We start from the raw sequence: 20,050 nt of genomic DNA, 5'->3' as shown, positions 1-20,050 counted from the left end.
GCTGGTAGAGTCGCTTGCTGTCGTTTTAATGACGTGAGCACCAGGGACAAGCCCACTTCCGCCGAATTGAACGCATTGTCGCACTGCGCGTGGCGCGATACGGATCGCAATCCGAATCCGTGACGATGGTGCAGCGCATGACCGACTTCGATCCCACCCGGCATCGCATGATCCCGACGCAACGCTGGTTTGAGGATTTCGTCGTCGGCGAACGCTTCGTGCTGCCGAGCCGCACCCAAACCTCGGCATTGTTCGCCGCATCCCAGACCGCGAGCGGCGACACCCACCCCGTGCATTACGACGTGGAATATTGCCGCGCCCGCGGCATGCCGCATCTGCTCGCCCACGGCTTCCAGACCCTGATCCACACCGCGCCCGGCGCCGGCCTGTTTCCGTTCATGGTCGAGGACTCCCTGGTCGGCTTCCTCGAGCAGTCGAGCCGGTTCCTCAAGCCGGTGTTCGCCGACGACACCATCTATCCCGCGCTCGAAGTCACCGAGCTGGTGCCGGGGCGCAGCACCGGCGTGGTGACGCTGCGCAGCACCGTGTTCAACCAGCGCAAGGAGCTGGTGCTGGACGGCCTGCAGAAATTCCTGATCCGGCGGCGACCGACCGGTTAAGCAAGGGCAGCAGTCGGCGGAATTTCAGCCGGTTTGCGGGTCAATCCGGGTTGCCGCAGGGGGCCGGCTGGCCTACCTATGGCCCATGAAATTCCTTGACGAAGCAAAGGTCTATATCCGCTCCGGTGACGGCGGGAACGGCTGCGTGGCGTTCCGCCGCGAGAAGTTCATCGAATTCGGCGGTCCCTCCGGCGGCAATGGCGGCCGCGGCGGCAATGTCATCATCGAGGTCGCCGACGGCCTCAACACGCTGATCGACTACCGCTACCAGCAGCACTTCAAGGCGCAGAAGGGCGAGAACGGTTCGGGCTCGGACCGCCACGGCGCCAACGGCAAGAACATCGTGCTGAAGGTGCCGGTCGGCACGCAGATCTTCGACGAGGATCGCGAGACCTTGATCCACGACTTCACCAAGGTCGGCGAAAAGTTCGTGCTGGCCGAAGGCGGCAATGGCGGGTTCGGCAATGCGCATTTCAAGTCCTCGACCAACCGCGCGCCGCGCAACGCCAATCCCGGCCAGCCCGGCGAGGAGCGCTGGATCTGGCTGCGGCTGAAGCTGATCGCGGACGCCGGCCTCGTCGGCATGCCCAATGCGGGCAAGTCAACGTTCCTCTCCAAGGTCAGCGCGGCAAAGCCGAAGATCGCCGATTATCCCTTCACCACGCTGCATCCCCAGCTCGGCGTCGTGAATGCCGACGGCCGCGAATTCGTGCTGGCCGACATTCCCGGCCTGATCGAGGGCGCGCATGAAGGCACCGGCCTCGGCGACCGCTTCCTCGGCCATGTCGAGCGCTGCCGCGTGCTGCTGCACCTGATCGACGCCACCTGCGAGCATGCCGGCAAGGCCTACAAGACCGTGCGCAAGGAGCTCGACGCCTATGGCGGGCAGCTCACCGACAAGATCGAGATCGTCGCGCTGAACAAGATCGATGCGGTCGAGCCGGACGAGCTGAAGAAGCAGAAGGACCGCCTGAAGCGCGCCGCCAAGAAGACGCCGCTGCTGCTGTCGGGCGCCACCGGCCAGGGCGTCAAGGAGGCGTTGCGCGCGCTGGCCGATGTGATCGGCGAAAGCCCGGTCTCCGCCAAGGCCAAGAGCGCGGCCGAAGCGGAGCCGTGGTCGGCTTAAACTCTCTCCCCAACGTCGTCCCCGCGAAGGCGGGGACCCATACCGCGTGATCTATCTGTTGCGAAGGGTCGAAGTACCGAACGACGAGTCTTCGCCAAACGACTCCCTGTGGTTATGGGTCCCCGCCTTCGCGGGGACGACAGCGGAGTCTATCGCTGCGAGCGCGCGCATCACCGGCTTGTCTTCGCGCCCGCGATAGCGCAGCATCGAACAATCATGAAACGGCAGGGATGACGCATGGCGCGCGCGAAGAACGTTCTCTGGATCATGTGCGACCAGCTTCGCTATGACTATCTCGGCTGCACCGGCCATCCCACGCTGAAGACACCGAACATCGACGCCATGGCCAAGCGCGGCGTGCTGTTCACGAAGGCCTATGTGCAATCGCCGATCTGCGGCCCGTCGCGGATGTCGTTCTACACCGGCCGCTACATGCGCTCGCACGGCTCGCACTGGAACGGCTGGCCGCTGCGCGTCGGCGAGCCCACGCTCGGCGATCACCTCAACAAGATCGGCGTGCGCAACGTGCTGGTCGGTAAGACCCACATGGCGCCTGACATCGAAGGCATGAAGGCGCTCGGCATCCCGCCGGAATCGATGATCGGCGTGCATGTCGCCGAATGCGGCTTCGAGCCTTATGAGCGCGACGACGGCCTGCATCCGACCGGACGGCCACGCCCGAAATACGACGAATACCTGCGAAAGCACGGTTTTGAAGCCACCAATCCCTGGGAGCACTGGGCCAATTCCGGCGCTGCTGACGACGGCTCGCTGCACAACGGCTGGCTGCTGGTGCACGCCGACAAGGCCGCGCGCGTGCCCGAAGAGCATTCCGAGACGCCCTACATGACGCGGCGCGCGATGGACTTCATCAGCGAGGCGGAAACGGACGGCCGCCCGTGGTGTTTGCATCTGTCCTACATCAAGCCGCACTGGCCCTATATCGCGCCGGAGCCCTATGCCAGCATGTATTCGACGGATGACATGATCCCGGTGATCCGCTCGGAGCGCGAACGGCAGAATCCGCATCCGGTGTTCGGCGCCTACATGGACATGCGCTACTCCCGCAACATGGCGCGCGATGATGCACGCGAGAAGGTGATCCCGACCTATATGGGCCTGATCACCCAGATCGACGACCAGATGGGCGTACTGATGAAGTTTTTAGGTGAGCGCGGCCTGCTCGACACCACCATGATCGTGTTCACCTCCGATCATGGCGACTATCTCGGCGATCACTGGATGGGCGAGAAGGACCTGTTTCACGAACAATCAGCGAAGATCCCGCTGATCATCATCGATCCCTCGCGGGAAGCCGACGCCACGCGCGGCACACGCAGCGACGCGCTGGTCGAGGGAATCGATCTCGCGCCGACCTTCGTCGATTATTTCGGCGGCAAGGTGCCGGGCCACATTCTCGAAGGACGTTCGCTGCTGCCGCTGCTGCGCGGGCGCACGCCATCAGATTGGCGCAAGGTGGCGTTCTCCGAATACGACTATGCCATGCAGGACGTGCGGCTGAAGCTGAACCAGCCGATCGAGCGCTGCCGCCTGTTCATGGTGTTCGACAGCCGCTGGAAATACATCCACGCCTCCGGCTTCCGCCCGATGCTGTACGACCTCGAAACCGATCCGGACGAATATCTGGATCGCGGCGACGATCCGGAATGCGCCGGCATCATCGCGCGGCTCCAGGCCGAGCTGTTCGACTGGGCGCTGCATCCTAACGATCATATCACCACACCACGCGAGAAGATCGCCGCCTATGCGGATAGTCAGCTCCAGGTGAAGGGTGGGATCTTGATCGGCATCTGGGACGAGAAAGAGCTCGCGGCGATCAAGGACGGCATCGCCCAGCGCGCGAAGATGTGAAGCAGCCTCTCCCCGCTTGCGGGGAGAGGCCGGAATTTGCGAGAGCAAATTCCGGATGAGGGGGACTCTCCGCGAGTTCAATTGCCAGCGCTTTCGCGGAGACAGCCCCTCACCCCAACCCTCTCCCCGTAAGAACGGGGAGAGGGAGAAGAGGCCTTCAATTCGTGATCTTGTAGCCCGTCGCCTTCACGATCGGCTGCCACAGCGCGGTGTTCGCGGCGAGCTCCTTGGATAGCGCGTCCGCATTGCTGCCGATCGGAATCAGCCCGATCGCCGTCAACTTCTCCTTCACCTCCGGCTTGGCAAGCGCCGCGCTCGCCGCCGCCCCGAGCTTGCTCGCGAACTCCGGCGGGCTGCCGGCGGGAAGCCACATGCCGTACCAGGCGTCGGCAACGAGATCGATGCCGCTCTCCTTCAGCGTGGGCACGTCAGGCGCGAAGGGTGAACGTTCCGCGCTCGCGACCGCGATGATCTTCACGCCCTTGGCGCGGTGCTGCGGCAGCGCGTCCGCCAGCGTGGTGATCCCGAAGGAAATGTGGCCGCCGACGAGGTCGTTAAGGATCGGCGCGCTGCCGCGATAGGGCACGCGGGTCAGGGGAATACCGAGATCCTTCTCGAGCTTGGAGCCGGTGAAATGCGGAATGGTGCCGTTGCTCGGCACTCCGAACGAGGTCTTGTCCGGATGCGATTTCAGCCACGCTACGAACGCTTTGAAATCGGCAGCATCGATGCCCGGGCCGATCACCAGCGCAAACTCGAAGCGCGCCAGCAGCGACACCGGCATGAAATCCCTGGCCGTGTCGAAGCTCGGCGTCGCCTCCACCATTGGCAGCAGATACATGGTCGGCCCTGTCGTCACCAGCACCATGCTGCCGTCGGGGCTCGCGGCTTTCACCGCCTTGATGCCGATCAGGCCGTCGCCGCCGGTGCGGTTCTCGACCACGACGGTCCGCTGCAGCAGCGGAGCCATCTCCTGCGCGAGCAGCCGGCACAGCGTGTCGCCGCCGGCTCCGGCCGCAAACGGGAAGATGATCTTCGTCAGCCCGGCCTGCGCCCGCGCACCACCCGCCTGCGCGAACAGCGGCAGGCCGAGGCATCCGGCCATGAATTTGCGGCGATCCATTCGTTTCCTCTTTCGGCCCGTTTATCGTTGATCGCCATTAGAGCCAGACGGACGGCTGACACAAGGCCGACATGCGTCGTTTACCATCCCGGCTGACTTGCGCCGGTCACCGTCCTGCTGCAAAAGCAGGGGCTCATCGGCGCCGCCTGTCGCTCCGCCGTCATTCGCATCCAGCGCCAGCACACAAGAGACATGGCCAGCCCCGAACTCAGCCAATTCCGTCGCATCGTCGTCAAGGTCGGCTCAGCGCTGCTGGTGGATTCCGACAGGGGCGAGGTGCGTGCGTCCTGGCTGGCTGCACTGGCCGACGACATGGCCAAGCTGCACAAGGAAGGGCGCGACGTGCTGGTCGTCTCCTCCGGCTCGATCGCACTCGGCCGCAGCCGGCTGAAATTGCCGCGCGGCCCGCTGAAGCTGGAAGAGAGCCAGGCCGCGGCCGCCGTCGGTCAGATCGCGCTGGCGCGAATCTGGTCGGAGGTGCTTGGCGCCCACGGTATCGGCGCCGGCCAGATCCTCGTGACGCTGCAGGACACCGAGGAGCGCCGCCGCTATCTCAACGCGCGCTCCACCATCGGCAAGCTGCTGGAATGGCGCGCGATCCCCGTGATCAACGAGAACGACACGGTGGCGACCACCGAGATCCGCTACGGCGACAACGATCGCCTCGCCGCGCGCGTCGCGACCATGGCGAGCGCCGACCTGCTGGTGCTGCTGTCCGACATCGACGGGCTCTACGACGCCCCGCCGAAGAACAATCCGAACGCTAAGCTTATTCCCGTCGTCGACAGCATCTCATCGGAGATCGAGGCCGTGGCCGGCGATGCCGAGTCCGAGCTGTCGCGCGGTGGCATGCGCACCAAGGTCGAGGCCGCCAAGATCGCGACGACCGGAGGCACGCATATGCTGATCTCCTCCGGCAAGATCGAGCATCCCTTGCAGGCGATCGCCGATGGCGGCCGCTGCACCTGGTTCCTGACGCCGGCCAATCCCATCACCTCGCGAAAGCGCTGGATCGCGGGCACGCTGGAGCCGAAGGGCACGCTGACCATCGACGCCGGCGCGGTGACCGCGCTACGGGCCGGGGCCAGCCTGCTGCCGGCCGGCGTGAACAAGGTCGAGGGCCAGTTCGCCCGCGGCGATGCCGTGATCGTGCGCGGCCCCGACGGCAGCGAGGTCGGCCGCGGCCTGATCGCCTATGACGCCGATGATGCCGAGCGGATCAAGGGCCGCTCCTCCCCCGACGTGATGACCATCCTCGGCATCAGCGGCCGCGCGGAGATGATCCACCGGGATGATCTGGTGGTGGGCGGGTAAGGGCCCCGCCCCGCTCGCCGCCGGGAGACCAGCCATACCCTCCCCGCCCTTCGCAAAAGCGGGATTTCCGTGCTAGGACACCGCCTTAGCAGAAGGTTTTGACCCCATGGCCGCCCCCCTCAAAGCCGTTGACGGCAATGCCGATCGCGCTTGCGATCTCTTGGCGCTGATGTCCGATCTCGGAACCCGTGCCCGCGCTGCCGCGCGCGTGCTGGCGCTGGCGCCGCCGGAGCAGAAGAACCGCGCGCTGGAAGCCATGGAGCGGGCAATCCGCGCCAACTCGGCCGCGATCCTCGCCGCCAATGCGGAGGACGTCGCGGAGGCCCGTGCCGCCGGCAATGCCACCTCCTCCTTCATCGATCGCCTGACGCTGACGCCGGCACGGGTCGAAGGAATGGCCGAAGGCATCGGCATTGTGCGCGGCATCGCCGATCCCATCGGCGTCGTCACCGAGCGCTGGCAGCGGCCGAACGGCATGTCCATCGAGCGCGTGCGCGTGCCGCTCGGCGTCGTCGGCGTGATTTTTGAGAGCCGGCCCAATGTCGCGGCCGATGCCGGCGTGCTGTGCCTGAAGTCGGGCAATGCCGTGATCCTGCGCGGCGGCTCCGACAGTTTCCGCTCGTGCCGCGCCATCCATGAGTGCCTGGTGCAGGGCCTGCGCGAAGCCGGCCTGCCGGAAGCTGCGATCACGCTGGTGCCGACGCGCGACCGCGCCGCGGTCGGCATGATGCTGTCGGGCCTCAACGGAGCCATCGACGTCATCGTGCCGCGCGGGGGCAAGAGCCTCGTCGCGCGGGTCGAGCAGGAGGCGCGCGTGCCTGTCTTCGCGCATCTCGAAGGCGTCAACCACGTCTATATCGACGGCAGCGCCGACCTCGCCATGGCGAAGTCGATCGTGCTCAATGCCAAGATGCGACGCACCGGCGTCTGCGGCGCGGCCGAGACGCTGCTGGTCGATCGTGCCGCCGCTGGCAAGAACCTGAAGCCGCTGGTGGAGATGCTGCTCGATGCCGGCTGCGAGGTGCGCGGTGACGAGGCCGTGCAGAAGGCCGATGCGCGCGTCAAGCCGGCGAGCGAGGAGGATTGGGACACCGAATATCTCGACGCGATCATCGCGGCGAAGGTGGTGGACGGCGTCGACGGCGCGATCGCGCACATCCAGGACCACGGCTCGCATCACACCGATGCCATCGTGAGCGCGGATGAGGCTGCGGCGAGCAAGTTCCTGAGCGAGGTCGATTCCGCGATCGTGCTCCACAACGCCTCGACGCAGTTTGCCGATGGCGGCGAGTTCGGGTTCGGCGCCGAGATCGGGATTGCCACCGGCCGCTTCCACGCCCGCGGCCCGGTCGGCGCCGAGCAATTGACGAGCTTCAAATATCGCGTCCGCGGCACCGGACAGACTCGGCCGTAGACGTCGCGGGGCGCGGGCATTGAGCAACAATCTCGTCGTGCCGCGCTTCGTGGCGCAAGCGGTTCCGCCCTCGACGCCGGGCATGCGCATCGGCCTGCTCGGCGGCTCGTTCAACCCGCCGCATCAGGCGCACCGCGCGATCAGCCGCTTCGCGCTGAAGCGATTGCAGCTCGATCGCGTCTGGTGGCTGGTTACGCCGGGCAATCCGCTCAAGGAGAACGGCACGCTGCACGAGCTCGGCGAGCGCATGCAGGCCGCGCGCGAGGTCGCCGATGATCCGCGCATCGAGGTGAGCTGTCTCGAATCCGTCATTCGCACCCGCTATACTATCGACACGATCAACACCTTGCGCCGCCGCTTTCCTGGCTTGCGCTTCGTCTGGATCATGGGCGCCGACAATCTCGCTCAATTCCATCGTTGGCAGGACTGGCGGCGCATCGCCGCCCAGGTGCCGATGGCCGTGATCGATCGCCCCCCGCAGAGTTTTCGCGCGCTCGGCTCGCCCGCGGCCCAGGCGTTATCGCGCTACCGTCTGCCCGAGAACAAGGCTGTCCAGCTTGCAGATCGGCCGGCACCGGCCTGGGTGTTCCTGACCGGATTGAAGCTGAATCTGTCCTCGACCGGCCTACGGAACCCGGACGGGAGCTGGAAAGGTACGAAGTGAGACGAAGTGTGCCGACCTGGTGGGGATTTCGGTCTCTCTGGCATATTGAAACCCTTAACCCCACATGATGTAGTGTAACCAGTGGGCGCCCGGATTCGGCGTTCGCGATACAGTGAAAGGAATGGTCCCTGACCGCATCTGTATTGTCCAAGTCTGTTTTACCCAAGGTTGCCAAGCCTACGCGTAAAACATCGACCAAAGCTGCGGCCTTGAAGGCGCAACCCGACGCCGACAAGACGCTGAGCCTGATCCTCTCCCGCCTCGAGGACATGAAGGCGGAAGAGACGGTCACCATCGACCTTCGCGGCAAATCGGCGTACTCCGACTACATGATCGTCACCACCGGCCGGGTGAACCGGCACGTCGGCGCGATCGCGGAAAACGTCACCAAGAGCCTCAAGGAAAACGGCATCAAAAACATCCATGTCGAGGGCTTGCCCAATTGCGACTGGGTGCTGATCGATTCCGGCGACGTGATCGTGCACGTGTTCAGACCCGAGGTCCGCGAGTTCTACAACCTCGAGCGGTTGTACACGCAGGGCCCAGGGGCGGCGAAGGCGATCTAGGCTCGAAGGCCGATTTCGAATCGGCTGACGCGCATGCTAGCGTCGTGCGCGCGCTTGTTGCGCGCGGTCTCGTCAACGCGACTCAAGAATCATGCGTGTTGCTGTCATTGCGGTGGGCCGGCTGAAGCAGGGCCCCGAACGGGAGCTTGCAGACCGCTATTTCGAGCGGTTCGAGGAGGCCGGCCGCAAGCTTGGATTCCGCGAGCTCGGCATCCACGAAATTCCCGAAAGCCGCGCACGCGATGCGGCGACGCGGATGGCCGAAGAGGCCGCGGCGATCTCGGCGCATATTCCTGACAAGGCGATCCTGGTGGCGCTGGACGAGCGCGGCCAGAATCTCGAGTCCACCGTATTCGCACGGCATCTGGCGCGCTGGCGCGACGAGGGCGCCGGACATACTATTTTCGTGATCGGAGGGGCGGACGGACTTTCGCCCGAATTGCGCCGTAAGGCCAAGCTCGCGATCGCGTTCGGCTCTGCGACCTGGCCGCACCAAATGATCCGCGTCATGCTTCTGGAACAGCTGTATCGGGCCGCCACCATCCTGGCCGGCCATCCCTATCACCGCGCGTGATGCGCGCCACAACGAGCACCTTTGCCGACACGATGCGAGCGCCGCTCCTCAACCTGCTGCTGATCACCGGCCTTGCCGGCGCAAGCCTCTTCGCCGAAGAAAGCCTCGCGCAAGCCCAGACGCAAGGTCAGACAGTTGCGCCGTCGCCGCAGACTGCCGCCGTCTCGCCCGATGCGATCAAGCAGCGCGAGCAGGAGCTGGAGGCCGCGCGCGCGAGGCAACGAAGCGCGGAAGAAGCGCAGGCCAAGCTGAAGGCCGAGATCACCGCGCTCGGCCAGGACCGCACCCAGCTCAATCAGCAGCTGATCGACACCGCCGCCAATGTGCGCGCCGTGGAAGCCAAGATCGACGAGGCCGAAGCGCGGCTGCGAACGCTGAACGGCCGCGAGCAGCAGATGCGCGCTTCGCTGGATTCGCGCCGTGCCGACATCGTCGAGGTGCTGGCGGCCTTGCAGCGCGCCGGCCGGCGCACGCCGCCGGCGCTGCTGGTGCGGCCCGAAGATGCGCTGCAATCCTTGCGCACCGCGATGCTGCTTGGCGCCGTCGTGCCGGAATTGCGCGGCCGCGCCGAGAAGATCGCAAGCGAGCTCGGCGAGCTCGTGGCCTTGCGCAGGACCATTGCCACCGAGCGCGATCAGCTCGCCTCCGACCGCGACAAGGTCCGCAATGACCAGGCCCGGCTCACCGCCCTGATCGAGGAACGGCAGCGTCAGCAGTCCGCGCGGGAAAAAGACCTCGACGCCGAAAGCGCGCGCGCGATCGCGCTGTCAAGGCAGGTCGGCGATCTCCAGGGGCTGATCGCCAAGATGGAGCAGGATCTGCAAACCGCCGCCAGGGCGGCCGAGAAGGCTGCCGAGGCCGCAAGGCAGGCCGAGGCCAAGGAGGCCAAACTGGCGGCGGCAAACGCGGCCGCCAGCGCCAAACAGGGCCCGGGCGCGTTCATGGACAAGTCCCGCACCACCCCAGCGATCGCCTTCGCTTCGGCCAAGGGCCTCCTGCCGTTTCCGGTTAACGGTAACAAGATCAGGGACTTTGGCGGTTCCGACGGGGTCGGCGGCGTCCAGAAGGGCATTTCGCTGGCGACCAAGCCCGGCGCCCAGGTCACGACGCCGTGTGATGGCTGGGTTGTGTATGCCGGCCCATTCCGCAGCTATGGACAACTCTTGATCCTAAACGCCGGGGGCGGGTATCATGTCCTGATCGCCGGGATGGAGCGCATTTCGGTCAACATCGGCCAGTTTGTGCTCACGGGGGAGCCGGTCGCGACCATGGGGTCGACCTCTCAGGTCGCTTCCATTCTCGCCACCAATGCGAGTCAACCTGTGCTGTATGTCGAGTTCCGTAAAGACGGCACTCCAATCGATCCAGGCCCATGGTGGGCCGCAAATGAAGGCGAGAAGGTTCGCGGATGATGCGCAAGACTTCAGTAATCCTCCTCAGCGCCGCCACCGGTGCAGCGCTGACGCTGTTCGTGACCCAGCCGCGCGCGGTGTTCATGGGCTCCAGCGCGCGAGCCGCCACCGCGGACACCTATCGCCAGCTCAACCTGTTCGGCGACGTGTTCGAGCGCGTGCGCTCCGACTATGTCGAGAAGCCCGATGACACCAAGCTGATCGAATCCGCCATCAGCGGCATGCTTACCGGCCTCGATCCGCACTCGAGCTACATGGACGCGAAGAGCTTCCGCGACATGCAGGTGCAGACCCGCGGCGAGTTCGGCGGCCTCGGCATCGAGGTCACGATGGAGGACGGCCTGATCAAGGTGGTCTCGCCGATCGACGACACGCCCGCCTCGCGCGCCGGCGTCATGGCCAACGACATCATCACCAATCTCGACGACGAGGCGGTGCAGGGCCTGACCCTGAACCAGGCGGTCGAGAAGATGCGCGGTCCAGTCAACACCAAGATCAAGCTCAAGATCATCCGCAAGGGCCAGGACAATCCGCTCGACGTCACGTTGGTGCGCGACAACATCCGCGTCCGCTCGGTGCGCGCGCGCGTCGAGCAGGATGACATCGGCTATATCCGCATCACCACCTTCAACGAGCAGACCACCGAAGGCCTGAAGCGCGAGATCGGCAACCTCACGAACCAGATCGGCGGCGACAAGCTCAAGGGCTTCATCATCGACCTCCGCAACAATCCGGGCGGCCTGCTCGAGGAAGCGGTCACCGTCTCCGACTCGTTCCTCGAGAAGGGCGAGATCGTCTCGACCCGCGGCCGCAATGCCGAGGAGACCCAGCGCCGCGCCGCGCATACGGGCGACCTGACCAAGGGCAGGCCGGTCATCGTGCTGGTCAATGGCGGCTCGGCCTCGGCGTCGGAAATCGTCGCCGGCGCGCTGCAGGACCACAAGCGCGCGACCATCGTCGGCACGCGCTCGTTCGGCAAGGGCTCGGTGCAGACCATCATTCCGCTCGGCAGCGGCAACGGCGCGCTGCGGCTGACCACCGCGCGCTATTACACGCCGTCGGGCAAGTCGATCCAGGCCAAGGGCATCGTGCCCGATATCGAAGTGCTGCAGGACGTGCCGGACGAGCTGAAGTCGCGCACCGACACCAAGGGCGAGGCTTCGCTGCGCGGCCACCTCAAGAACGACGGCGACGAGAAGACGGGCTCGCAGTCCTACGTCCCGCCGGACGCCAAGGACGACAAGGCGCTCAAGCTCGCCGGCGACCTGCTCCACGGCATCAAGAACAGCGCCTCCGCGGCGCCGACGCCCGGCAACGACAACAAGGCGGCGACCGACAAGGCCAAAGCGGCGAACTAGGTCGGCGTATCACGCGATCCAGCGAAAGGGCGGCTTCCCGAAGCCGCCCTTTTTGCTTGGGAACTGCTGCTGCCTCCGGCCTATCCCGGCCTGCCGCCGCTTGACCTCGGCGTGGTATCGTCGGCTGGAGTGATTCGGGATCGCGCATGACTGAAACGGCCGATGATCTGAGCGCCCCGCTCGGACAGGATAAGCCGCGCCGCAAACGGCGGCTGCGGCTGCCGTTCACGTCTATGCAGCTGCTCGCTGTTCTGCTCGGCCTGTTCCTGGTTACCTTTGCCGGCTTCGCCATCTTCAACAAGGACCCGCTCGGCGGTGAGCCGATGAGCCGGATCGCGATCAACCAGCTCAGGCCGGCCGAGAAGGCCACGGACGACAAGTCTGCCATCGGCCAAGGCCAGGAAACCAAGCACGAGACCAAGGAAGCGCCGAAGCAGGCCGCGCCCGGCGAGCAGAGGACCATCACCATGATCGACGGCTCCACCGGCGCCCGCCGCGACGTGGTGATCGGCGGGGGCGATGCCGCCGACAAGGGCGAGGCTGCATCCGCCCCGCCGCCCGTCATGACCGGGATCAATCCGAAGCTGCTGGAGAAATCGCGCTACGGCATGATCCCGGTGGTCGCCGACGGGCTGAGGCCGTTCAACGTCTATGCGGCGGACGCCGACCGCGCCAAGGCCGCCAAGATGCCGGTGGTCGCGATCGTGATCGGCGGCCTCGGCGTCGGCGCCGCCAAGACCCTGGACGCCATCATGAAGCTGCCGCCGGCGGTGACGCTGGCCTTCACGCCCTACGGCTCCGACCCCGGCAAGCTCGCCGAGCGGGCGCGAGCGCAGCGCCACGAGATCTTCCTCCAGATCCCGATGGAGCCCTACGACTTCCCCGACAACGATCCGGGGCCGCAGACGCTGCTGACCTCGCTCAGCCCCGACCAGAACATGGACCGCCTGTACTGGCACCTCAGCCGGATGCAGGGCTATGCCGGCCTCACCAATTTCATGGGCGCCCGCTTCATCGCGACTGAGCCGGCGATGCAGCCGATCATCCGCGAGGCGGCCAAGCGCGGGCTCGGCTTCTTCGACGACGGCTCCTCGCCCCGCAGCATCGCGCCCCAGGCCGCGGCGAACCAGGCCGTGCCGTTCGGCAAGGGCGATATCGCCATCGACGCGGTGCCGACAGCGACCGAGATCGACCGCGCCCTCAACAAGCTGGAATCGGCGGCGCGCGAGCGCGGCATCGCCGTCGGCACGGCCTCCGCCCTGCCCGTCTCGATCGAGCGCATCAGCGCCTGGACCAAGACATTGGGCGACCGAGGTATCCTTTTGGTGCCATTGACAACCGCGATGCTGAAATCAAAATCCAGCTAAATCAACGAATTGGTTCGGCGCGGGTCTCGCGGGGCCGGCACAAGAAGCAGGCAAGAGGTCTGGCGGAATGGCGCGTTACGAGGATCTGCCCTACCGGACCTGCGTCGGCGTGATGCTGATCAATCCAAAGGGACTGGTGTTCATCGGCCGCCGCGCCGGCGGCATCGAGCATGTCGACGACACCCATGTCTGGCAGATGCCGCAGGGCGGGGTCGATCCCGGCGAGGACACCTGGGAAGCGGCCAAGCGCGAGCTCTACGAGGAGACCAGCGTGCGCTCGGTCGAGCGGCTCGGCGAGGTCCCGGACTGGCTCACCTATGACATTCCGCGCACCGTTGCCGGGCGCGCCTGGAAGGGCCGCTACCGCGGCCAGCGCCAGAAATGGTACGCGGTGCGCTTCACCGGCAAGGACAGCGAGATCAACGTCGAGCATCCCGGCGGCGGCGGCCACAAGGCGGAATTCGTGAGCTGGCGCTGGGAGTCGATGAAGAATCTCCCTGAGTTGATCATCCCGTTCAAGCGCCCAGTCTATGAGCGCGTGGTGCAGGAATTTTCTGCGCTGGCGGAGGGGTGATCAGATCACCTGTCGCGGCTCGCTCGGTCGTCATCCCCGCGAAGGCGGGGATCCATACTCCCAGGCAGAAGCTGTGCGAAGGATCGCAGCCACGGCCTTTCAACCCATTGTGGCCTGTGGTTATGGATTCTCAGGTGCGCAATTGCGCACCAGAGCTCGCGCTTCGCGCGCCCCGGAATGACGAGAGAAGGTTACGCGTGACGACCCACAAACCCTACCGCCCGAACGTCGGCATCGCGCTGTTCAACGCCGACGGCCGCGTGCTGATCGGCCATCGCTTCAAGGGTGACGGACCCGAGATCATCCTGCCGGGGCTCGACTGGCAGATGCCGCAGGGCGGCGTCGACGAGGGCGAGAACCTGCGTGATGCGGCGATGCGCGAGCTGTGGGAGGAGACCAACGTCGTCAGTGCCGACTATCTCGGCGAGACCGACTGGTTCACCTATGAATTCCCGCCTTACGACGGACCGCAGACGCACCGGCTGGCGAAATTTCGCGGCCAGCGCCAGAAATGGTTCGCGCTGCGCTTCACCGGCACGGACGACGAGATCGATCCGCTGACGCCGCGCAACGGCCAGCCCGCCGAGTTCGACGCCTGGCGCTGGGAGCGCCTCGACCGTGTCGCCGACCTCGTGGTGCCGTTCCGCCGCGAGGTCTACCGCGCGGTGGCACATGAGTTTGCGCACCTCGCCGACTGAACTCTCGAAAACAACCCATGCACAGTAGCGAAGTGACTGACGCGCCGCGATAAAATAGGCGACAGCGCCAGCGATAGCGCAATAAAGTTTCAGCGCCCGCCACGACCGTGACGAGCGCTGAAACTGTTCAGGAATTTGGAGATCGAGCCCCGGAGCGGTGCCCCGGGGCTTAGTGCATAGCCGTGGCGTTGAGCTGATGCTGGATGCTCTTGAAGTGGTCGAGCCGCTCGATGGCCTGATCGAGCTCGGTGCCTTCGTGCTCCTTCAAGTTCTCTTCCATCTCCGCGATCGTCTCGGCGAACTGGACACGGTCGAGCTCGTCCAGCGAGGTCGCGACGTCGGCGAGCACGGTGAGACCCTTTTCGGAGACTTCGGCAAGGCCCCCGAGCACGATGATCTTCTCGTGGCGGCCGCCGGTGGTGACGGTGAGAATGCCGGGCCGGATCGCAGCCACGACCGGCGCATGCCCCGCCAGCACGCCGAAATCACCCTCGGCGCCGGGGATGTCGACCTGATCGACCTCACCCGAGAAGGCGAGCTTTTCCGGAGAGACGAGATCGAAATGGAAGGTGGCCATGGGAAACCTTGCGAATGGTGAGTAGCGAATGGCGAGTGGCGAAGAGAGCAGCGCGTCTATTCGCTACTCCCTATTCGCCATTCGCACCTTAGGCCGCTTCCGCCGCCAGCTTCTTGCCCTTCTCGACGGCTTCTTCGATGGTGCCGACCATGTAGAAGGCAGCTTCCGGCAGGTGGTCGTACTTGCCTTCCACCAGGCCCTTGAAGCCCTTGATGGTGTCGGCGAGGTCCACGAACTTGCCCGGCGAACCCGTGAAGATTTCGGCGACGTGGAACGGCTGCGACAGGAAGCGCTCGATCTTGCGGGCGCGGGCCACCGTTAGCTTGTCCTCTTCCGAAAGCTCGTCCATGCCGAGAATGGCGATGATGTCCTGGAGCGACTTGTAGCGCTGCAGCACCTGCTGGACCTGACGGGCGACGGTGTAGTGCTCCTCGCCGACGACCAGCGGCGAGAGCATGCGCGAGGTCGAGTCGAGCGGGTCCACCGCCGGATAGATGCCCTTTTCCGAGATCGCGCGCGACAGCACCGTGGTGGCGTCCAAGTGCGCGAACGAGGTCGCGGGCGCCGGGTCGGTCAAGTCGTCGGCCGGCACATAGATGGCCTGCACCGAGGTGATCGACCCCTTTTGCGTGGTGGTGATGCGCTCCTGCAGCGCGCCCATGTCGGTCGCGAGCGTCGGCTGATAACCCACCGCCGAAGGAATACGGCCGAGCAGCGCCGACACTTCCGAACCCGCTTGCGTGAAGCGGAAGATGTTGTCGACGAAGAACAGCACGTCCTGGCCCTGGTCGCGGAAGTGCTCGGCGACGGTCAGACCGGTCAGGCCGACGCGGGCGCGGGCGCCCGGCGGCTCGTTCATCTGACCGAACACCAGCGCGCACTTCGACTTCACGCTCGGATCCGGATTGTGCGGGTCGGCGTTGACCTTGGACTCGATGAACTCGTGATAGAGGTCGTTGCCCTCGCGGGTGCGTTCGCCGACGCCGGCGAACACGGAGTAACCGCCGTGCGCCTTCGCGACGTTGTTGATCAGCTCCTGAATCAGCACGGTCTTGCCGACGCCGGCGCCGCCGAACAGGCCGATCTTGCCGCCCTTCGCATACGGAGCGAGCAGATCGACGACCTTGATGCCGGTGACGAGAATTTCGGCTTCAGTCGACTGGTCGGTGTAGGTCGGCGCTTCCTGGTGGATGGCGCGGGTGCCTTCCGACTTGATCGGGCCGGCCTCGTCGATCGGCTCGCCGATGACGTTCATGATGCGGCCCAACGTACCGTCCCCCACGGGAACCGAGATCGGCTGACCGGTGTCGGTCACTTCCTGGCCGCGCACCAGACCTTCGGTGGCGTCCATCGCGATGGTGCGGACGGTCGACTCGCCGAGATGCTGCGCGACTTCCAGCACCAGGCGGTTGTTGCCGTTCTTGGTTTCGAGCGAGTTGAGAATGGCCGGCAGGTGGCCTTCGAACTGCACGTCGACGACGGCGCCCATGACCTGGGTAACGCGACCGATCTGTGTGGCTGCTGTAGCCATTTACTGTCTCCTTCGATCCGAATTTCGTGTCCGGTCAGACTGCTTCTGCGCCGGAGATGATTTCGATGAGTTCCTTGGTGATCTGAGCCTGACGCGTGCGGTTGTAGACCAGCGTCTGCTTGCGGATCATTTCGCCGGCGTTGCGCGTGGCGTTGTCCATCGCGCTCATCTGCGCGCCGTAGAACGAGGCGTTGTTCTCGAGCAGGGCGCGGAAGATCTGCACGGCGAGATTGCGCGGCAACAGCCGCGTGAGGATCTCGTCCTCTTCCGGCTCGTATTCGTACGACGTCGTGTTGGCGGCACCGCCCTCCTCGATGACCAGCGGGATGACCTGCTGGGCGGTCGGGATCTGCGCGATCACCGACTTGAATTGCGAATAGAACAGCGTGCAGACGTCGAATTCGCCGTTGTCGAAGCGCGCCAGAACCTTCTTGGCGATCTCCTCGGCGTTGACGAAGCCGAGCTGGCGGACGCTGCGCAGGTCCATGTGCTCGACGATCTGCTTGTCGAACTGGCGGCGGAGCTGCTCGTAACCCTTGCGGCCGACGCAGAAGAATTTCACCTCCTTGCCCTGCGCAGCGAGCGCCAGAGCGCGCTCGCGGGCGAGACGCACGATCGAGGAGTTGAAGGCGCCGGACAGGCCGCGCTCGCCGGTGCAGACCAGCAGCAGATGAACCTGGTCCCGGCCGGTGCCGGCCAGCAGCACCGGTGCGCCGGGCGAGCCGACCGCGGCGCTGGCGATGTTGGAGATCACCGCGCTCATCTTGTCGGCATAGGGACGCGCCGCTTCCGCGGCGGTCTGCGCGCGGCGCAGCTTGGAGGCCGCGACCATCTGCATGGCCTTGGTGATCTTTTGCGTCGCCTTGGTGGAGGCGATGCGGACGCGCATGTCTTTAAGTGACGCCATTCTTCGTCCCCAGCGATCAGCCTGCGGCTCGACCGCGACCCTATCCTTTCGTCATGCCCGGGCGTGTCCCGGGCATCCACGTTCTCCGTCTTCCACGCACAAGACGTGGATGGCCGGGACTTCAGTTGCGAAGACGCGCTTCGCGCTTTGGCCCGGCCATGACGGCCTTCTTATGAGAAAGACTTCGCGAAGCCCTCGACCACCGACTTCAGCTTGGCAGCGGTATCGTCGGAGAGATCGCGGCTGTCGCGAATCGCGTTGAGGATGTCGGCGTGCTTGCCGCGCAGCAGCGACAGCAGGCCGTCCTCGAACGCGCGCACCTTGTTGAGCGGGAGCGGATCGAGATAGCCGTTGGTGCCGGCCCAGATCACGCAGACCTGCTCTTCCATCTTCAGCGGCGAGAACTGCGGCTGCTTGAGCAGCTCGGTGAGGCGCGAGCCGCGGTTGAGCAGGCGCTGGGTCGAGGCGTCGAGGTCGGAGCCGAACTGCGCGAACGCCGCCATTTCGCGGTACTGCGCGAGCTCGCCCTTGATCTTGCCGGCGACCTTCTTGGTGGCCTTGGTCTGCGCCGACGAACCGACGCGCGACACCGACAGACCGACGTTCACGGCAGGACGGATGCCCTGGAAGAACAGGTCGGTTTCCAGGAAGATCTGGCCGTCGGTGATCGAGATGACGTTGGTCGGGATGTAAGCCGACACGTCATTAGCCTGGGTTTCGATGACAGGCAGCGCCGTCAGCGAGCCCGAGCCCATGTCCTTGTTCAGCTTCGCCGCGCGCTCGAGCAGGCGGGAGTGCAGATAGAACACGTCGCCGGGATAGGCTTCGCGGCCCGGCGGGCGGCGCAGCAGCAGCGACATCTGACGGTAGGCGACGGCCTGCTTGGACAGATCGTCATAGATGATGACCGCGTGCATGCCGTTGTCGCGGAAGTACTCGCCCATGGTGCAGCCGGTAAAGGGCGCGATGTACTGCATCGGCGCCGGATCGGAGGCGGTGGCGGCGACGACGATCGAGTATTCGAGCGCGCCCTGCTCTTCCAGCACCTTCACGAACTGGGCGACGGTCGAACGCTTCTGGCCGACCGCGACGTAGACGCAGTACAGCTTGATGTTCTCGTCCGGCTGCGCGTTGAGCGGCTTCTGGTTCAGGATGGTGTCGAGCGCGATCGCGGTCTTTCCGGTCTGGCGGTCGCCGATGATCAGCTCGCGCTGGCCGCGGCCGATCGGGATCAGGGCGTCGATGGCCTTGAGGCCGGTTGCCATCGGCTCGTTCACCGACTTGCGCGGAATGATGCCGGGCGCCTTGACGTCGACGCGCATGCGCTTCTCAGCCTGGATCGGGCCCTTGCCGTCGATGGGATTGCCGAGCGCGTCGACGACGCGGCCAAGCAGGCCCTTGCCGACCGGCGCGTCCACGATGGCGCGGGTGCGCTTGACGGTCTGGCCTTCCTTGATCTCGCGGTCGGCACCGAAAATAACGACACCGACGTTGTCGGTTTCGAGATTCAGCGCCATGCCGCGGGTGCCGTTCTCGAACTCGACCATTTCACCGGCCTGGACGTTGTCCAGACCGTAGACGCGGGCGATACCGTCGCCGACGGACAGCACCTGTCCGACTTCGGAGACTTCAGCTTCCTGGCCGAAATTCTTGATCTGGTCCTTGAGGATCGCGGAAATTTCCGCGGCGCGGATGTCCATCAGCCTGCCTCTTTCATCGCGTGCTTGATCGAATTGAGTTTGGTGCGAAGCGAACCATCCACCATGCGGCTGCCCAGCTTGACGATGAGGCCACCGATAATCGAGGGATCGACTTTCACGTTCAGCGCGACGTCCTTGCCGGTCACCGACTTCAGGGCAACCTTGAGGGCATCGAGATTCTTGTCAGAGAGCGCCTCCGCCACCGTCACGTCGGCCGTCGTCTCGCCCTTGAACCGGGCCACGAGGGCGCGGTAGGCGCGGCTGACGTCGGCCACCGCGAACAGGCGGCGATTGGCGGTCAGCACTTTCAGAAAGTTGGCGGTGATGCCGGCGATGCCCACCTTGTCCAGCACGGCCGAAAGGGCCTTGGACTGGGCATCGGCGGCGAACACCGGGCTGCGGACGAGGCGCTTGAGATCAGCGCTTTCGTTCAGCAAGGCATCGAATTTATCAAGATCGGCTTTGACCTCGTCGACCACCTTCTGGTCGCGGGCCAGCTCGAACAAGGCCGTTGCATAACGGCCGGACACACCTGAAACGGACGTATCTTCTGCAGCCACAGACGCGCTCTTTTTGCTGTCAAACTCGCAAGGGAAAAACCGTCGCCACGAAGCGGCGCCTAGCGATCCAAGCCCTTGGAATTCAAGCGGGAC

Annotated in this window: 19 protein-coding genes; 13 read left to right on the top strand and 6 right to left on the bottom strand. The window is 65.3% G+C overall.

Annotated elements, in window-relative coordinates; translation table 11 throughout:
- The first annotated feature begins 137 nt into the window (after positions 1 to 137).
- From I6F33_RS33785 to I6F33_RS33775, 3 genes are all read left to right on the top strand, one after another.
- The gene (locus I6F33_RS33785; RefSeq protein WP_225145398.1) at positions 138 to 620 is read left to right on the top strand and encodes a MaoC family dehydratase; all 483 of its coding nucleotides are present in this window, start codon (positions 138 to 140) and stop codon (positions 618 to 620) included.
- An 85-nt stretch (positions 621 to 705) separates the two neighbouring features.
- Positions 706 to 1,746 carry a GTPase ObgE gene (gene obgE / locus I6F33_RS33780; protein WP_036008723.1) on the top strand — a complete coding sequence of 347 codons (1,041 nt, stop codon included), beginning with the start codon at positions 706 to 708 and terminating at the stop codon, positions 1,744 to 1,746.
- A gap of 237 nt (positions 1,747 to 1,983) precedes the next feature.
- Complete coding sequence (locus I6F33_RS33775; protein WP_225145397.1) at positions 1,984 to 3,618, top strand: alkaline phosphatase family protein; 1,635 nt, start codon at positions 1,984 to 1,986, stop codon at positions 3,616 to 3,618.
- Between the two features lie 157 nt (positions 3,619 to 3,775).
- On the opposite strand, the gene I6F33_RS33770 is transcribed toward I6F33_RS33775, so the two are convergent.
- A complete protein-coding gene (locus I6F33_RS33770) occupies positions 3,776 to 4,741 on the bottom strand; it encodes a Bug family tripartite tricarboxylate transporter substrate binding protein (RefSeq protein ID WP_225145396.1) in 966 nt (321 codons plus the stop codon).
- Between the two features lie 192 nt (positions 4,742 to 4,933).
- Between I6F33_RS33770 and proB the strand changes: the two genes are divergently transcribed.
- From proB to I6F33_RS33720, 10 genes are all read left to right on the top strand, one after another.
- Positions 4,934 to 6,055 (top strand): glutamate 5-kinase, encoded by a 1,122-nt coding sequence (gene proB, locus I6F33_RS33765; RefSeq protein ID WP_225130765.1) that lies wholly within the window; start codon positions 4,934 to 4,936, stop codon positions 6,053 to 6,055.
- A gap of 106 nt (positions 6,056 to 6,161) precedes the next feature.
- Entirely contained in the window at positions 6,162 to 7,469 is a 1,308-nt protein-coding gene (locus I6F33_RS33760; RefSeq protein ID WP_225145395.1) for a glutamate-5-semialdehyde dehydrogenase, read from the top strand.
- A gap of 19 nt (positions 7,470 to 7,488) precedes the next feature.
- The gene (locus I6F33_RS33755) at positions 7,489 to 8,133 is read left to right on the top strand and encodes a nicotinate-nucleotide adenylyltransferase (protein ID WP_036024650.1); all 645 of its coding nucleotides are present in this window, start codon (positions 7,489 to 7,491) and stop codon (positions 8,131 to 8,133) included.
- Between the two features lie 209 nt (positions 8,134 to 8,342).
- Positions 8,343 to 8,699 (top strand): ribosome silencing factor, encoded by a 357-nt coding sequence (rsfS, locus tag I6F33_RS33750; protein WP_024338888.1) that lies wholly within the window; start codon positions 8,343 to 8,345, stop codon positions 8,697 to 8,699.
- A gap of 91 nt (positions 8,700 to 8,790) precedes the next feature.
- The gene (gene rlmH, locus I6F33_RS33745) at positions 8,791 to 9,273 is read left to right on the top strand and encodes a 23S rRNA (pseudouridine(1915)-N(3))-methyltransferase RlmH (protein ID WP_057026550.1); all 483 of its coding nucleotides are present in this window, start codon (positions 8,791 to 8,793) and stop codon (positions 9,271 to 9,273) included.
- 32 nt (positions 9,274 to 9,305) lie between these two features.
- Positions 9,306 to 10,685 carry a murein hydrolase activator EnvC gene (locus tag I6F33_RS33740; RefSeq protein ID WP_225145418.1) on the top strand — a complete coding sequence of 460 codons (1,380 nt, stop codon included), beginning with the start codon at positions 9,306 to 9,308 and terminating at the stop codon, positions 10,683 to 10,685.
- Positions 10,682 to 12,043 carry a S41 family peptidase gene (locus tag I6F33_RS33735; RefSeq protein WP_036008736.1) on the top strand — a complete coding sequence of 454 codons (1,362 nt, stop codon included), beginning with the start codon at positions 10,682 to 10,684 and terminating at the stop codon, positions 12,041 to 12,043. The genes I6F33_RS33740 and I6F33_RS33735 overlap by 4 nt, the downstream gene beginning before the upstream one ends.
- Positions 12,044 to 12,189: 146 nt before the next feature.
- The gene (locus I6F33_RS33730) at positions 12,190 to 13,410 is read left to right on the top strand and encodes a divergent polysaccharide deacetylase family protein (protein WP_225145394.1); all 1,221 of its coding nucleotides are present in this window, start codon (positions 12,190 to 12,192) and stop codon (positions 13,408 to 13,410) included.
- A 67-nt stretch (positions 13,411 to 13,477) separates the two neighbouring features.
- The gene (locus I6F33_RS33725; RefSeq protein WP_036024645.1) at positions 13,478 to 13,984 is read left to right on the top strand and encodes an RNA pyrophosphohydrolase; all 507 of its coding nucleotides are present in this window, start codon (positions 13,478 to 13,480) and stop codon (positions 13,982 to 13,984) included.
- Positions 13,985 to 14,181: 197 nt separating this feature from the next.
- On the top strand, positions 14,182 to 14,682 hold the full coding sequence (locus I6F33_RS33720; protein ID WP_225114555.1) for an RNA pyrophosphohydrolase: 501 nt from the start codon (positions 14,182 to 14,184) through the stop codon (positions 14,680 to 14,682).
- Between the two features lie 169 nt (positions 14,683 to 14,851).
- On the opposite strand, the gene I6F33_RS33715 is transcribed toward I6F33_RS33720, so the two are convergent.
- The 5 genes from I6F33_RS33715 to I6F33_RS33695 form a co-directional block, all read right to left on the bottom strand.
- Positions 14,852 to 15,259, bottom strand: a complete 408-nt coding sequence (locus tag I6F33_RS33715) for a F0F1 ATP synthase subunit epsilon (RefSeq protein WP_036008748.1) — start codon at positions 15,257 to 15,259, stop codon at positions 14,852 to 14,854.
- A gap of 88 nt (positions 15,260 to 15,347) precedes the next feature.
- The gene (gene atpD, locus I6F33_RS33710; RefSeq protein WP_036008750.1) at positions 15,348 to 16,790 is read right to left on the bottom strand and encodes a F0F1 ATP synthase subunit beta; all 1,443 of its coding nucleotides are present in this window, start codon (positions 16,788 to 16,790) and stop codon (positions 15,348 to 15,350) included.
- A 34-nt stretch (positions 16,791 to 16,824) separates the two neighbouring features.
- The gene (locus I6F33_RS33705) at positions 16,825 to 17,697 is read right to left on the bottom strand and encodes a F0F1 ATP synthase subunit gamma (RefSeq protein ID WP_225114554.1); all 873 of its coding nucleotides are present in this window, start codon (positions 17,695 to 17,697) and stop codon (positions 16,825 to 16,827) included.
- A gap of 170 nt (positions 17,698 to 17,867) precedes the next feature.
- A complete protein-coding gene (gene atpA / locus I6F33_RS33700) occupies positions 17,868 to 19,397 on the bottom strand; it encodes a F0F1 ATP synthase subunit alpha (protein WP_036008755.1) in 1,530 nt (509 codons plus the stop codon).
- Positions 19,397 to 19,957 carry a F0F1 ATP synthase subunit delta gene (locus tag I6F33_RS33695; RefSeq protein WP_225145393.1) on the bottom strand — a complete coding sequence of 187 codons (561 nt, stop codon included), beginning with the start codon at positions 19,955 to 19,957 and terminating at the stop codon, positions 19,397 to 19,399. The genes atpA and I6F33_RS33695 overlap by 1 nt, the downstream gene beginning before the upstream one ends.
- Positions 19,958 to 20,050: the final 93 nt, after the last annotated feature.

Source organism: Bradyrhizobium sp. BRP20 (genome assembly GCF_020194215.1).
Lineage (GTDB): Bacteria > Pseudomonadota > Alphaproteobacteria > Rhizobiales > Xanthobacteraceae > Bradyrhizobium > Bradyrhizobium yuanmingense.
This window is presented reverse-complemented; position numbering and strand designations above follow the sequence as displayed.